Origin of the sequence: Psychrosphaera ytuae, from assembly GCF_017638545.1 — a bacterium.
Lineage (GTDB): Bacteria > Pseudomonadota > Gammaproteobacteria > Enterobacterales > Alteromonadaceae > Psychrosphaera > Psychrosphaera ytuae.
The window spans coordinates 3,264,555-3,279,856 of record NZ_CP072110.1 but is presented as its reverse complement, the minus strand read 5'-3'; the positions used below and the strand labels follow the sequence as shown (position 1 = coordinate 3,279,856).

11 protein-coding genes and 5 tRNA genes are annotated in these 15,302 nt (G+C 42.3%); 2 read left to right on the top strand and 14 right to left on the bottom strand.

What is annotated here, in order from left to right; all coding sequences use genetic code 11:
• Positions 1-72: 72 nt before the first annotated feature.
• The 8 genes from clpX to J1N51_RS14375 form a co-directional block, all read right to left on the bottom strand.
• Complete coding sequence (gene clpX, locus J1N51_RS14410; RefSeq protein WP_208831930.1) at positions 73-1,344, bottom strand: ATP-dependent protease ATP-binding subunit ClpX; 1,272 nt, start codon at positions 1,342-1,344, stop codon at positions 73-75.
• Positions 1,345-1,426: 82 nt separating this feature from the next.
• Complete coding sequence (gene clpP, locus J1N51_RS14405) at positions 1,427-2,068, bottom strand: ATP-dependent Clp endopeptidase proteolytic subunit ClpP (protein ID WP_208831929.1); 642 nt, start codon at positions 2,066-2,068, stop codon at positions 1,427-1,429.
• Between the two features lie 93 nt (positions 2,069-2,161).
• On the bottom strand, positions 2,162-3,469 hold the full coding sequence (tig, locus tag J1N51_RS14400) for a trigger factor (protein ID WP_208831928.1): 1,308 nt from the start codon (positions 3,467-3,469) through the stop codon (positions 2,162-2,164).
• A gap of 194 nt (positions 3,470-3,663) precedes the next feature.
• A tRNA-Pro gene (locus J1N51_RS14395) sits at positions 3,664-3,740 on the bottom strand.
• Between the two features lie 12 nt (positions 3,741-3,752).
• Positions 3,753-3,837, bottom strand: a tRNA-Leu gene (locus J1N51_RS14390).
• A gap of 6 nt (positions 3,838-3,843) precedes the next feature.
• A tRNA-His gene (locus J1N51_RS14385) sits at positions 3,844-3,919 on the bottom strand.
• A 25-nt stretch (positions 3,920-3,944) separates the two neighbouring features.
• A tRNA-Arg gene (locus J1N51_RS14380) sits at positions 3,945-4,021 on the bottom strand.
• A 30-nt stretch (positions 4,022-4,051) separates the two neighbouring features.
• Positions 4,052-4,128 (bottom strand) — tRNA-Pro (locus tag J1N51_RS14375).
• Between the two features lie 336 nt (positions 4,129-4,464).
• Between J1N51_RS14375 and folD the strand changes: the two genes are divergently transcribed.
• Entirely contained in the window at positions 4,465-5,319 is an 855-nt protein-coding gene (gene folD, locus J1N51_RS14370; RefSeq protein ID WP_208831927.1) for a bifunctional methylenetetrahydrofolate dehydrogenase/methenyltetrahydrofolate cyclohydrolase FolD, read from the top strand.
• 369 nt (positions 5,320-5,688) lie between these two features.
• Positions 5,689-8,631: a TonB-dependent receptor gene (locus J1N51_RS14365; protein ID WP_208831926.1), complete on the top strand. Its 2,943-nt coding sequence runs from the start codon at positions 5,689-5,691 to the stop codon at positions 8,629-8,631.
• 81 nt (positions 8,632-8,712) lie between these two features.
• On the opposite strand, the gene J1N51_RS14360 is transcribed toward J1N51_RS14365, so the two are convergent.
• From J1N51_RS14360 to accD, 6 genes are all read right to left on the bottom strand, one after another.
• Positions 8,713-10,092, bottom strand: a complete 1,380-nt coding sequence (locus J1N51_RS14360; RefSeq protein ID WP_208831925.1) for a tetratricopeptide repeat-containing sulfotransferase family protein — start codon at positions 10,090-10,092, stop codon at positions 8,713-8,715.
• A gap of 20 nt (positions 10,093-10,112) precedes the next feature.
• Complete coding sequence (gene purF / locus J1N51_RS14355; protein WP_208831924.1) at positions 10,113-11,624, bottom strand: amidophosphoribosyltransferase; 1,512 nt, start codon at positions 11,622-11,624, stop codon at positions 10,113-10,115.
• A gap of 13 nt (positions 11,625-11,637) precedes the next feature.
• Entirely contained in the window at positions 11,638-12,129 is a 492-nt protein-coding gene (locus tag J1N51_RS14350) for a CvpA family protein (RefSeq protein WP_208831923.1), read from the bottom strand.
• 65 nt (positions 12,130-12,194) lie between these two features.
• Entirely contained in the window at positions 12,195-13,007 is an 813-nt protein-coding gene (locus tag J1N51_RS14345) for an SPOR domain-containing protein (protein WP_208831922.1), read from the bottom strand.
• Between the two features lie 23 nt (positions 13,008-13,030).
• Complete coding sequence (gene folC / locus J1N51_RS14340) at positions 13,031-14,320, bottom strand: bifunctional tetrahydrofolate synthase/dihydrofolate synthase (RefSeq protein WP_208831921.1); 1,290 nt, start codon at positions 14,318-14,320, stop codon at positions 13,031-13,033.
• Between the two features lie 6 nt (positions 14,321-14,326).
• The gene (gene accD, locus J1N51_RS14335) at positions 14,327-15,199 is read right to left on the bottom strand and encodes an acetyl-CoA carboxylase, carboxyltransferase subunit beta (RefSeq protein WP_208831920.1); all 873 of its coding nucleotides are present in this window, start codon (positions 15,197-15,199) and stop codon (positions 14,327-14,329) included.
• Positions 15,200-15,302 lie beyond the last annotated feature (103 nt).

The window sequence follows — 15,302 nt, the reverse complement described above, 5'->3', positions numbered from 1 at the left end:
GACTCGTAAAAAGTTCAATTGCTGATAACAAAAAAGGAGTCAATTGACTCCTTTTTTTCGTTTTATGGTGAATTATTGCTCAGGCACCGCTTTATTTTTTTGATTGTCATAAATCAAAATCGGTTCTGATTGACCTTCGATAACTGATTCATCAATAACTACTTTTGATACATCTTCCATAGATGGAAGCTCATACATAGTATCAAGTAAAGTCGCTTCGATGATTGAACGAAGACCACGAGCACCGGTTTTACGAGCCATGGCTTTTGCGCCAATTGCTTTTAACGCATCTTCTCTAAACTCTAGCTCAACGCCTTCTAAATCAAATAAAGCGCCGTACTGTTTAGTTAATGCGTTTTTAGGTTCACTTAGGATTTGGACTAACGCGTCTAAGTCCAGCTCTCCAAGTGTCGCAACCACTGGAAGACGACCAATAAACTCAGGGATCAAACCGTATTTAACTAAGTCTTCAGGCTCAACATTAGCGAAGTGCTCAGTCAATGTCACAGCATCTTTACTGGACTTAACTTCCGCACCAAAGCCTATTGATGTGCCCTTTTCAGAACGTGCTGCTACGACTTTGTCTAAACCAGCAAACGCACCACCACAGATAAATAAGATTTTAGAGGTATCTACTTGCAAAAACTCTTGTTGAGGATGTTTACGACCACCTTGTGGTGGAATCGATGCAACCGTTCCTTCGATGAGTTTAAGAAGTGCTTGCTGTACGCCCTCACCCGATACATCTCGGGTAATGGATGGGTTGTCAGACTTACGAGAAATCTTATCGATTTCATCAATGTAAACAATACCGCGCTGGGCTTTTTCTACATCGTAGTCGCACTTTTGCAATAGTTTTTGAATGATGTTTTCGACGTCTTCACCCACATAACCCGCTTCGGTTAATGTAGTCGCATCGGCCATTGTAAATGGCACATCTAAAAAGCGCGCTAAAGTCTCAGCAAGTAGTGTTTTACCACTGCCCGTCGGACCAATTAGCAAGATATTACTTTTACCTAGTTCAACGTCACCGTTAGTGTCGCCATTTCTCAAGCGCTTATAGTGGTTATATACCGCTACGCTCAACACTTTTTTCGCGTGTTGTTGACCAATTACATAGTCATCAAGGTGCGCGCGAATATCTCTTGGCGTTGGCAATGAATCTGCGTCGCGCTTTGGTGAAATCTCTTTGATTTCTTCACGGATGATGTCGTTGCACAAATCAACACACTCATCACAAATATATACAGAAGGGCCCGCAATCAGTTTACGTACTTCATGTTGACTCTTGCCGCAAAATGAACAATACAGTAATTTACTGTCGTTTTCTGTATGCTCTGACATTCAGTCACCTCACTTTGCTAGCTCTACTAACTAATGTTAGTAAAAAAATTCTTATTAGCCTATTAATCGGCTAATTTCTCAATTACTTGATTTCGCGACGGTCCAAAATCGAATCGATTAAACCGTACTCAAGTGCATCTTCTGGCGTTAAGAAATTGTCGCGATCTGTGTCTTTCGCAACTTTTTCATATGGCTGACCAGAGTGCTCTGCCATCAAAGTATTTAATTTTTCTTTGATTGCGATGATTTCTTTGGCGTGAATTTCGATGTCAGAAGCCTGACCTTGGAATCCACCTAGTGGTTGGTGAATCATAACTCGAGAATTAGGTAAGCAATGACGCTTGCCCTTAGCACCGCCTGACAATAAAAATGCACCCATACTCGCCGCTTGGCCCATACATACTGTAGAGATGTCTGGCTTGATAAAGTTCATCGTGTCATAAATTGACATACCCGCCGTAACAGAGCCACCTGGTGAGTTAATATATAAATAGATATCTTTATCTGGGTTTTCTGACTCTAAGAATAATAATTGAGCACAGATTAAGTTGGCCATTTGGTCTTCAACTTGACCCGTTAAGAAAATAACGCGCTCTTTTAAAAGGCGTGAATAGATATCGTAAGAACGTTCCCCTTTTGCCGTTTGTTCTACGACCATTGGGACTAATGCATTGCTAGGATCTGTATCAAACCCTGCAGCCACATTATTTTTGTGGTTAATCATATAGCTTCCTTAAACAAAAATGGCTCGACATACTTACACGTATATCGAGCCATTTAACCCTTTGTTCAACCCTTAAGTCAATGCGATTTTAAATTACGCTTGCTTAGGGTTCATAATTTCGTCAAAGCTGACTGATTTTTCTTCAACTTTGGCTTTTTCAAGGATCAATTCGATAGCTTGATCTTCAGTTGCTAGGTTACGTACGTTTTCAAGAAGTTTCTCGTCACCGTAGTAGTAGTTAACAACTTCAGTTGGATCTTCGTATGCAGACGCTTGAGTCTCGATAATTTCTTTAACTTTTGCGTCGTCCGCTTTGATTTCGTTAGTGCGGATGAACTCACCTAGTAACAAACCAGTGCGTACGCGATCTTTCGCTTGTTGCTCGAATAACTCAGCCGGTAGCTCAGGCATGTTGCTAGCGTCGAATTGACCGCCAAAACGTTGCATAGCTTGCTGACGTAGTACGTTTACTTCTTGGTCGATAAGCGCTTTAGGAACTTCTAGTTCGTGAGCGTCTAAAAGACCTTTAATAACTTGCTCTTTAACCTTCGCTTTTAACGCTTGGCCTAATTCGCGAGTCATGTTTGCTTTAACTTCAGCTTTAAGTGCGTCAACGCCACCCTCAGTGATACCGAACTTAGATACGAACTCGTCGTTTAATTCTGGTAACTCTTGTACTTCTACTTTGTTTACCTTAACTGCGAATTCTGCATCTTTACCTTTAAGGTTTTCTGCGTGGTATTCTTCAGGGAACGTAACTTTAACTGTTACTTCTTCACCCGCTTTTTTGCCGATGATGTCATCTTCAAAGCCTGGGATCATACGACCTTGACCTAACTCCAGATCAAAACCTTCAGCTTTACCGCCTTCAAATTCTTCACCGTCAATTGTGCCTAAGAAGTCGATGTTTACACGGCTACCTTCAGCAGCTGCGTCCTTAGACTCAACCCAAGAAGCTTGTTGCTTCTGTAATGTTTCCATCATGTTGTCTAAGTCTGCGTCTGTTACTTCTGCAACTGGACGTTCAACTTCGATTTTTTCAACGTTTGATAATTCTACTTCTGGATATACTTCGAAAGTCGCTGTGAACTCTAAGTCTTCACCACGCTTCATGTTTTTAGGCTCGAAGTAAGGTGCGCCAGCTGGGTTAACTTTTTCTTGAATAATTGCTTGGATGTAGTTTTGTTGCATTTGCTCTTGAGCAACTTCAGCAAACGCAGACTGACCAAAACGCTTCTCTAGAATTGAAACTGGTACTTTGCCTTTACGGAAACCATCGATACGAGTTGTTTTACCAATTTCACGTAGACGTGCTTTTACTTGATTTTCAATCGATTCTGCAGGAAGCGTGATTGTAACTTTACGCTCTAAACCTTGAGTCGTTTCTAAAGAAACTTGCATGTTCTAACCTCAATTAATTAATTTTTGTGGCCGACCTAAATTCGTAGGGCCCAAATTTTTGTTCTTAAAATGACGCGGCATTATAGCCATGGAATTTGCAATCGTCCACGCAAAAGCACCATAAAAGGCAGAAATTATGAGCAATTAAACAATAAAAATGGATTTTTTGAAGATTTTGAACTAAGACCGGAAAATGGTCGGTGTTGCAGGATTTGAACCTGCGACCCCTTCGACCCAAACGAAGTGCGCTACCAAGCTGCGCTAAACACCGACTAAAGAGATATGGTGCGGAAGGAGAGACTTGAACTCTCACACCCGAAGATACTGGAACCTAAATCCAGCGCGTCTACCAATTCCGCCACTTCCGCAAAAGATGGGGTGACTGATGGGACTCGAACCCACGACAACCGGAATCACAATCCAGGGCTCTACCAACTGAGCTACAATCACCGCAATAAGACTTTGTCACGAAACATGGCGCACCCGGTAGGATTCGAACCTACGACCGACGCCTTAGAAGGGCGTTGCTCTATCCAGCTGAGCTACGGGCGCTTCACCTACGGGCTACCCAAATATTCAAAGTGGTCGGTGTTGCAGGATTTGAACCTGCGACCCCTTCGACCCAAACGAAGTGCGCTACCAAGCTGCGCTAAACACCGACTTTGAATCTTTGAGAACTTGTTGCCTCGCGACAGGGCGGCATATTACGGATAACCCCCGATCCAGTCAAACACTTTTTGCAAAGATTTTTATCGTTTGGTGAAATTTAGTGCAACTCGGTTTCGTTTTAACCAATAATAGCTAATTTTGGTCGTTATTCACTCAATATCAAGGTGTTTTTTTTAAATTAATTTTAAATAAACGCTATTTCTCAATGAGATTTGTTTTGCATGGGTTTACAATAGAGTCGTTATTTAGGTAGTGCTTGTTATTTATATGCCTATATAAGTAGTGCTACAGATTTTTAACCACCACTATGATTAAACGAGTGTTCAATGACTGCCAGATTGATAGATGGTAAAGCCATCGCCCAAACCGTAAGAGATAAAGTAAAAACCGGTGTAAGTGCCAGACTCAAAGCAAACCGCCGTGCGCCTGGTTTAGCCGTTATCCTTGTCGGCCAAGATCCTGCCTCTCAGGTATATGTAGGAAATAAGAAGAAAGCTTGTGAAGAAGTCGGGTTAGTTTCAAAGTCTTACGACTTGCCTGCAACTACAACAGAACAAGAACTCCTGGCACTTGTCGATGAACTAAATGAAAATAAAGAAATTGATGGGATATTAGTGCAACTGCCGTTACCTCACGGCTTGAATCCAGAGCGTATACTAGAGCGCATCCATCCGCACAAAGATGTTGATGGCTTTCATCCTTACAATATCGGTCGCCTAGCACAACGCGTCCCGGCCCTGCGCCCATGTACGCCCAAAGGCATAATGACATTATTAGACAATACTCATGTCTTCTATAAAGGAAAACACGCGGTCATTGTTGGTGCTTCTAACATTGTAGGTCGCCCTATGTCATTAGAACTATTGCTCGCAGGTTGTACGACAACTGTTTGTCACAAGTTTACTCAAGATCTTGAGGCACAAGTTAGACAGGCAGATATTTTAGTTGTTGCAGTGGGTAAACCCGAATTTATTCCTGGCGATTGGGTTAAACCCGGTGCCATTGTAATCGATGTTGGTATAAATAGATTAGAAGACGGCAGACTAGTTGGTGACATTCAGTTTGACGAGGCAGCTGAACGTGCGTCTTGGATTACGCCAGTTCCTGGTGGCGTTGGGCCTATGACAGTAGCTTCATTGGTCGAAAACACCTTGGAAGCGTGTGAGAAATTTCACAGTTAACAGCTAAAACCCTTCACCTACCGAGACTTTTACCTAAATAAGGCACAAACATTATTTGTATGTGCCTTTTTTATAAAGAAAAAACAGAAACCTAAATAACTGTTCAAAATACCGCCAAACGACACATTTAAATCCTCCAAGTTGGAAAAATAATCCCTTCACTACCAATCATCGAAAATAAAAAACCACCTCAATTCTAGAAAATAATTTTATTTATACTCATAAAGTTAAAAGCTGCTTGATCTTTAAACACAAATCACTTACCAATAGAACTAGCGACAAACCATTTTGATACAGCAGTTAATTAGCTGATTCAAAATAAATTGTTGCGACAAATGACAAAATAATAAAATTATTTCGGGAAGAACAATGAAAAACTACAAACTAAGCTTAGCTGCGCTAACCGTAGCAGCAGCGTTAGGTACTGCTATGCCAGCAATGGCAAACTCAGGTGCCATCCAAGGTAGCTCAAGTAGTGCTGCAGGGACGACATTAGGCGCGGTAACCATTACCATCGAAAATGTTGACACTGGTCTTAAGCGTACAGTTGTATCAGATGCTTCGGGTAACTTTAGGTTCCCTCTACTACCGGCGGGTACTTATAAGGTCGTCGCAAGTAAAGACGGTTTTGCACCAACAGTTCAAGAAAATGTTGCTGTTGGTATTTCAGGTAAGGTAACCGTTAACCTTGCACTTCAAGAGCAAGGTATTGAGCGCATTGCGGTAAGTGGCAGCGCTATCTCACTAGTTGATGTTACTAGCTCTAACACAGGTATCGTTGTTGATAGCTTAACTATTGACAAAGTACCAGTACCTCGTGACTTAACAGGTGTTGCGTTATTAGCACCAGGTACAACCAAAGGTGACAGCGCATTTGGTAACTTACCATCAATTGGTGGTGCGTCAGTTGCAGAAAACGCGTATTTCGTTAACGGTCTTAACCTTACAAACTTCCGTACAGGTGTTGGTTCATCAAACCCTCCATTCGAAATGTACGAATCATTTGAAGTTAAAACAGGTGGTTATTCTGCTGAGTTTGGTCGTGCTATGGGTGGTGTTATCAACGCCAAAACTAAGTCAGGTACTAACGAATTCAAATGGGGCGTTAACGCACAGTGGGAGCCTGATGCACTTCGTGAAGACAAGCCATCACAAATTCGTGAAGATGGTACATACCGTATCAACAACTCTCAAGATGCAAATACTTTCTGGGATGTAAACATTTGGGCTTCTGGTGCGATCATCGAAGACAAACTATTCTTCTACACACTTTACAACCCGCGTTCAGACGTATTTGAATCGCAAGGTAGCGAAAGCGTTAACAGCGGTGATATTCTTCGCTCTGACTATGAAAGCGTTGACGAAGATGCGTTCTGGGGTCTTAAACTAGACTGGTACATCAATGATGACAACATTCTAGAGTTTACCTCTTTCTCGGATAAGAGCACGACAGATACATCTCGTTTAGATATGAGAAACGGAGAACCTAGAGATACAGAAAAGTTAGGCTTCGTAAAAGAAGGTGGTCTTAACTGGACACTTAAATACACTTCTGTCATCAATGACAACCTATCTATCTCTGCGCAATACGGTGTGAATGAGTCTGACCGTACACAGCAAAGTGCACTAGATGCAAACCCAGCGGTTTACTATTACTATCCAACTAGTGGTAGCTTTGTACCGGGTGGTAATTTTGCAAACTTCTCTATCGGCGAAGGTGATGACGAACGTCAAGTGTTCCGTATTGATGCTGACATTTACGTAGGCGACCACGAAATTCGCGTGGGTGTCGATACCGAAAAACTCACGGCAAACCAAGTTACGGTTAACTCTGGCGGTGCGTATTATCTTTACTACCTAAACGATGATGATCCAAACAACGTATTTGAAGAAGAAGTTCGTCGTAGAACTTATTCTGCAGGTGGTTCGTTTGAATCAAATAACTTTGCTTACTACATCCAAGATACGTGGCAAGTGACTGACCAATTGGTACTTAACCTTGGTCTACGTAACGACTCGTTTGAAAACTTAAACGGTAACGGTGAACCGTTTGTTAAGTTAGACAACCAGTGGGCGCCACGTCTTGGTGCAGTTTACGATGTTAATGGCGATGGTGAGTCTAAAATTTGGGCGAGCTTTGGTCGTTACTACCTACCAGTAGCTGCAAATACTAACATTCGTCTATCAGGTGCTGAGACTTATATCCAAGAGTTCTGGGCATTTAATGGTTATGAAGACGAAGCACTAGGTATTCCAGTTATCTCTGGCAATAAAACTCGTCAAGACCAAATCTTCTCTGACGGTGACGTGCCTGACACAAGTGCAATCGTAGATGCAGGTATTGACCCAATGTACTCTGACGAGTTTATTCTTGGTTACCAATTCCAGTTAAACGATGAGTGGAGCATGGCAATTCAAGCTAACTACCGTGAGCTAGGTGTAACTATCGAAGACGTTGCAGTAGACTTTGGCTTGAATAAGTACTTAGAGCGTGAGTTCGGTTCTAGCTGTACTGAATGTACTGGTTTCCATTACTATGTATTGGGTAACCCAGGCACAGAGATGACAATTACAACAGACCCTGATGGCGATGGCCCTCTAGCTAAGCAAGCTTATACCATCCCTGCAGCGGACTTAAACTACCCAGAGTCAATTCGTAAGTACACTGCAATCGACATCTCAGTAGAAAAAGCTTGGGATGGTGTTTGGTTTATGAACGCAGCATATACATGGTCTAAATCTGAAGGTAACAACGAAGGTTATATCCGTTCAGATAATGGTCAGGACGATGCTGGTTTGACAACACTATTTGACCAACCAGGTCTACTAGATGGTGCATATGGTTTACTTCCAAATGACCGTACTCACCAAATCAAAGCATACGGTACATACCAGATCACTGAGAACTTCAACGTAGGTGCGAACTTCTCTTACCAATCTGGTCGTCCTAAAAATGCATTTGGTTATCACCCAACTGACGTATTTGCCCAGGCCTACGGCTCTGAGTCATTCTACGCAGCGGGTAAACTTGCGCCACGTGGCTCATACGGCCGCACTGACTCGGTAATGCAATTAGACCTTTCTGCTAGCTACACTGTGCCAGTAGGTGAGTCGACTGTTACGTTCCGAGCTGACGTGTTCAACGTATTCAACTCTGACACAGTTACAGAAGTTGATGAAATACACGATAGAGACGGTCAAGACTACGATGCTAGCAACCCTGCAGCAGCAGAGCTTAACCCTAACTTCGGTAAAGCTACAAACTGGCAAACTCCGCGTTATGTTCGCTTAAGTGCGTCATACCGTTTCTAATCTTTTGATTAGATAATCTTGTCAAAACAAAAACCGGCCAATAGGCCGGTTTTTTTGATTGCTTATATAGTGTTCGAACTATTAAAAATTTCTGCGAGCAGAATTTATAGAATTGTCATTTAGCGGACTGCGAACTTGCTTAAAGCTCACCGTATTAACTAGGTCATCTTTGCGTTGATAAAAACTAAGAACGCTATCATCAAACTCAACTCCAAGTGCCTCAAACAGAGACTCCAGAACCTCTTGAGGCTCACGTACTAAATCTTCATAAGATATTGAAATGCCACGCTCACCTAACAAGGACTTCCAATGAGAAGTCATTTGATAAAAGTTATCAAAGTAATCATTAATTTCTTCCACCTTATAACTCCAAGGCACACCCGTGGCAAAAAAGTTTCGGTAGCACGACCACTTGTTATCCTGTTCGTCCCTGTCGATGAAAATAAATTTAGCTTTAGGAAATACTTCTGCCAAAAGACCAACATATCTATGTAAGTCGACAGTTTTGTCAACGATACGAAGCTTTGTATCCAAACCCCGCTGGGCTAATAAATCCAAATACTGATCCGCAAAACGAGCTTTATCTAGGTTATCTTGGTGTATTTCTTGAGGTAACAAAGCCTTACGAGACAATGCGTATTCGTGGCCACCATCAAAATCTGAATGAGAAGTCAAAATCCTCGCCAGTAGTGTGGTCCCAGACCTAGGCAGACCGACGATAAATACTGGCGCATAATGCTCATACTGGCTATTGGATTGAGAAGTTAAGGAAGAAAATACCTGCTTTATTTTCAAGTTATCCGATAACTGTGCAGACATCGAAAAGCCATTATTTGCGTACATCGACGCCATACGCTGATTTGCTTGTTCGAGATGACTATCTGCCAGATCTTTTTCACCTTTTCCTTCGTGGTGTTCGACTAGAGTCGTATAAAACTGCGCTTGAGTTAGCAAATCAAAGTGCTCTGGATTAACCGCTTTCAATTGTGCGAGCTGTGGTTCAGAAAGCGGCTGTATTTTAGCTAAAGACATCCAAGTAGGCATACTCAATGGGGCTTTTTGTAATGCGACCGAAAAAGCCTCTACAGCTGGCTGTAACTCCCCTTTTTGACTTAGCAATACGCCATTGAGGTGATACCAACGGTTGTCTCTTTGCGCCTCTGGTACTTTGTTTAAGATCGACTCAGCATTGTTGACATCGCCCCACTCCGCATACATACCTGCAGCTTGAATAAAGTGACCTAGCTGTGGGCTTTGGCTCAACAATAAGTCCAGCGCCTGCTTTGCTAAATTTATTTCGCCAAGTACTGAAGCAAACTGAGCCATAGGAAACCAGTTTACGCCGAGTGCCAATTGGTCTTTAAGCATTTCACTTAGAGTTGATTTAAAGCCTTGCCGATCGTGTTGATGTGCACAATTAGCCGCCTTTTTAGCCTGTTCAATTGGACTCAGCGCTGACATAGTTTTTCCCTAATCCTTGGTTAATTTTCTTCGTTGTGAAGTTCTAATCCTGTTTCATTTGGTGTTGATTTTGATTTGGCAGAATCGGAACGGGCCGTTTCTAGTGACTCTAAATAGGTTTGATCTATGTCTTTAGTGACGTAATTGCCGTCAAAAACCGACGTTTCAAAACCTAAAATAGACGGGTTTTCGTCCTTAACAGCATTGACCAAATCGTCCAATGATTGATAAATCAACTCATCTGCACCAATCATGGCCGCGACTTCATCCGCTTCTCTTCCATATGCAATTAATTCATTTGGAGATGGCATATCAATACCATAAACATTAGGGAAACGAATCTCTGGAGCAGCTGACGCAAAAAACACCTTATTAGCACCTGCATCTCTAGCCATCTCTATAATTTGCTCAGACGTTGTACCGCGGACAATCGAATCGTCTACTAACAGGACATTTTTGCCTTTAAACTCTTGGCTAATGGCATTGAGCTTACGACGGACTGACTTTTTACGCTGTGCCTGACCCGGCATAATGAAGGTACGGCCCACATAGCGGTTTTTAACAAACCCTTGGCGATATGGCAGATCTAACTCATGGGCAATTTGAAGAGCGATATCACAGCTGGTTTCCGGTACTGGAATAACCACATCAATATCCAGATCGGCCCATTCTTTTTTGATTTTACGACCTAAGTACTCACCCATTTTGACTCGTGAACCATAAACAGAAACATCATTTAGTCTCGAATCAGGTCGTGCAAAATAAACATATTCAAAAATACAAGGAACGCATTTAGGGTCCGGGTGACATTGTTTAGTGTGTAATTCACCTTGCTCGGTGATATATATGGCTTCACCAGGTGCAACATCTCTGACTAATTTAAAGCCATCAATATCCAAAGCAACACTCTCTGAGGCAACCATGTACTCAGTACCTTGCTCGGTCTCGCGCTGACCCAAAACAAGAGGGCGAATGCCGTTAGGGTCTCTAAACGCCAACATACCGTGACCGATAATCATGGAAACAACCGCGTAAGCACCGCGAACTTTGTGGTGAACTCGGCGTACCGCACTGAACATATCTGCCGGAGTTAACTCCATTAAATTAGATTCACATAACTCGTGTGCTAATACATTTAACAACAACTCAGAATCAGACGTGGTGTTGATATGACGTCTAGCTTCTTTGAATAATATTTCTTTGAGTTCAGTTGCGTTGGTGAGGTTGCCGTTGTGGGCGAGGGAGATACCAAAAGGAGAGTTTACGTAGAATGGTTGTGCTTCTGCAGAGCTTGAGCTTCCGGCGGTGGGGTATCTAACGTGCCCTATTCCCATATTGCCTTGAAGTCTTTGCATGTGTCGCTCTTGAAACACATCACGGACAAAACCGTTGGCTTTTCTTAAGCGGAAGTGACCGTTATCTATCGTCACAATACCTGCTGCATCTTGGCCACGATGCTGTAACACCGTTAATCCATCATAAATAATTTGATTAACCGGCGCTTTGCCAACTATACCAACAATACCACACATGATTTGGTCTCCATCAATGTTGTGTAGAGAGTAAACTTGAGTTTTCTTTTAACAATTCGAAAAACCATTCAACGATGAATGAAAATTCTGGAATAAGTAAAGATTGCTGCCACCAGTTTGCATCACTGGCTGGCGTGAGTGTATCTAAGAATAGTAATGTCGCTGCAACGATAAGCACGCCGCGCAGACCACCAAAAACCATACCAAGCATTTTATCGGTACCTGATAGGCCGGTAAATTGGACAATTTCAGAAAGGAGATGGTTAATAAGTGCGCCGAGAATTAAGGTAATAACAAATAGGATGGCAATCGCTGCTCCATTGCGAAACAACTCTTTTTCGATACCAGTAAGATAGACAGACAAGTCGAGATAAAAACGACTTGCCACAAAAAATGCCGCAATCCAAACCGCCAAAGAAACGGCTTCTTTGACAAATCCTCGCACTAGGCTAATCATGCCTGAAATAGCGATAACAGCAATTATCGCGTAATCAATCCAAACCATTCGGTTGCACTTTCCACTGCTGAAATTTCGGCGCGAAGTCTAACAAAACTCTTCCCTACCCGCCACTAGTTTGTTGGTTGAAAGCGAGTGATCTTACCTTCTAACCCGGTTAGTTCTCGCGCTTTTATTTGCGCTTCTTTTAATTTTTGACGATCAGATTCAGGTCCAATATATACCTTAGAAAGCACAGCGGACTTGGTTTTTACTGGCTTTATGTACGTCTCATATCCAGCGCTTTTTAATTTTTCTCGCAACGTGGTTACGTTTTCTTTATGTTTAAAGCTGCCCAACTGCAAAATATAAAGAGGCTTGGTAAAACGCGAAGTATTTGTTGATTGGTTCGTAGCTTTAGCTTCTACCTGTGCAGTTTGATTTGATTGCGGTTTGTCCGTTGCCGACTGATGCTCGCCAGGCTTTTTCTGGTCACTGTTTACTGATGATTGAGATACGGTTACAGCCTCGGTTGAACCACTTGGTAAGTCGCTACTAGGCGCTGCGTCTGTTTCACTATTTTTAGGTAGAGTTGTCGTATTAGGATTATTTTTGACACTCAACTTACCTTTTTGAGAAGAAAGTCCAGCGGTTTCACCGGCTAAGTTATTGACCTCTTCATAGCCGTCGTGTTCGCTGGTACTTTCATCCTCATCATCACTAGCTACATCATCGCTATTTGGTACCTGAGCAATCATTCTATCTACTTGCTGACTTGGAAAGTCTTTGATCATTGGACGACCATCAAAATCTGGCTGTTCAGGGATCTTTTTAAAATCCGACTTACTGGTTTGCTTTTGGCCATCTAATAAATCTGGGATGAACACGATACCAGCAATTACCACAATCAACATTCCGACTAAGCGTTGTTTGATTAATTCAGTCAAAGTTTTGCTCCGGTTAATTTTTATTATTGAGAGTCTAAAATATCTGCCACAGTGTAAAACGATCCGAACCCAAGTAAAAGGGTTTCATCGGGTTGATTTTGCTCTGCACCGGCCCACGCCATTTTTATATCCGGATAGGTGGTAATGTTATATTCGCCCATCCCTTCTAGAATGGCTTTTATCGATTCGGTTGACGCCGCTCTTTGATTTTTAGGCAACGCACCAAGGTGCCACTCTGACACATACGGGGCAATTAACTGCAGTGTTTGAGTTATGTCTTTGTCACGCATCATAGCAACGACCGCTATGATTTTATTGCATTGATTAAACGGCGTTCTGGTACGCAAAACCTTTATTAAATACTCTACCGCATGCGGGTTGTGCGCTACATCAACAAGTCGAATAGGCTTTTCAGACAACAACTGCATACGTCCAGGTAGGCTAAAGTTAGCGATTAACTCATTTAACTGGGCTTGTTCTAGTGACAACCCCATTTCTAGAAGTACCGTGATCGCCGTGGCAATATTTTGAGTTGGTACATAGTTTGATTTAAGCGATTCAAACTTTATTACGCCATTGTCATATTGCCAGATGGGCTCTGCGCTAGCGACTTGACCACATACTTCGTAGTGATAATCTCGACCGGCCCACAATACTTGTGCAACTTGGTGCTGTTCTGCTTGCTGTTGAATAGAGTTATAACGAATCGGCTCACCAATTACAGAGGTAGTATTGGGTTTGAAAATACCAGCCTTCTCAAAAGCAATTTGCTCTTTAGTGTCGCCAAGCCAATCAGTGTGATCCAAGCCAATACTGGTGATTACTGAAATATCCTGCTCAACAATATTAGTGGAGTCCAAACGTCCACCTAACCCTACCTCAATCAGAACAAAATCCAATTGTTGGGTTTGAAAAATTCGATACGAAGCCAGTGTTGAAAATTCAAAGTACGTTAGTGAGGTGCCAGCTTTATATTGCTCTATGTAGTCAAATGCCTCTATGTGAGCATCATCTGACAACATTTCGCCATTAATTCGAACACGCTCATTGTATTTGTGGATATGAGGAGAACTGAAAACCCCCACCGAATAACCCATACTGATCAAGGCATGTTCGATAAAACGAATCGTTGTGCCTTTGCCATTTGTTCCAGCGACGAGTACCGTTTTTTTGGCACCTAAGTCTTTTACTTTTGCTCGCTCTGCGACCTGATTTATACGTTCTAAGCCAAGTTCTATTTCGGTTGGATGTTGTTGTTCTAAATAAAAAAGCCAGTCATTAAGAGACTGGCTTTGAAATGGGTTAGTCGTCATGTTGACCTATGCCGTTCTGTGCTCTTTTTCCAATGAAGGTAGTTTACACATTTTTGCGAACAAACGCGCCACTGTATTGCGCATTTCTCTGCGGTCGACGATCATATCTATCGCACCGTGCTCTAATAAGAACTCACTGCGTTGGAATCCTTCAGGTAGTTTTTCGCGAACGGTTTGCTCGATAACACGAGGTCCAGCAAAGCCGATTAGCGCTTTAGGCTCACCGATATTGATGTCACCTAGCATTGCTAAACTTGCTGATACACCGCCCATGGTCGGGTCGGTCAACACAGAGATGAAAGGCAAGCCTTTTTCACTCAATTTTGCCAACGCCGCACTGGTTTTAGCCATTTGCATCAAAGAGAACAAGGCTTCTTGCATTCGCGCGCCACCTGATGCCGAAAAACAAATCAGTGGGATATTTTCATTAATACAAACATTAACTGCTTGAACAAACTTTTCGCCAACGACCGTAGCCATTGAACCACCCATATATTCAAACTCGAATGCCGCTGCAACACATGGTACACCCTTAACTCGACCTTTCATGACGACCATAGCGTCTTTTTCTTTAGTCTGCTTTTGTGCTGCCGAAATTCGGTCTTTATATTTTTTACTGTCTTTGAAAGACAATACATCTTGTGGTTCTAAATCCGCTGCGATTTCGGTTTTTTCACCTGAATCCAAAAATAGCTCTAGACGTTTACGACCGGTCAAACGCATATGGTGGTCGCACTTAGGACAAACGCCTTGCTCTTTTTCTAAGTCATTTTTATACAGAATAGCGTCGCAGCTAGTACACTTAGTCCATACCCCTTCAGGAATGTTACGTTTGGTAGAGGTATTTGTCTTTGGTAGAATTTTTTCTATCCAGCTCATTGATTACTGCCCTATAAAAAAGTTATCCGCTTTCATTCTTTACGCTGAAAATTGAAACCGTATTAAAACACAACAAATTCGTAAAAACTCGCTTAAACTGGTC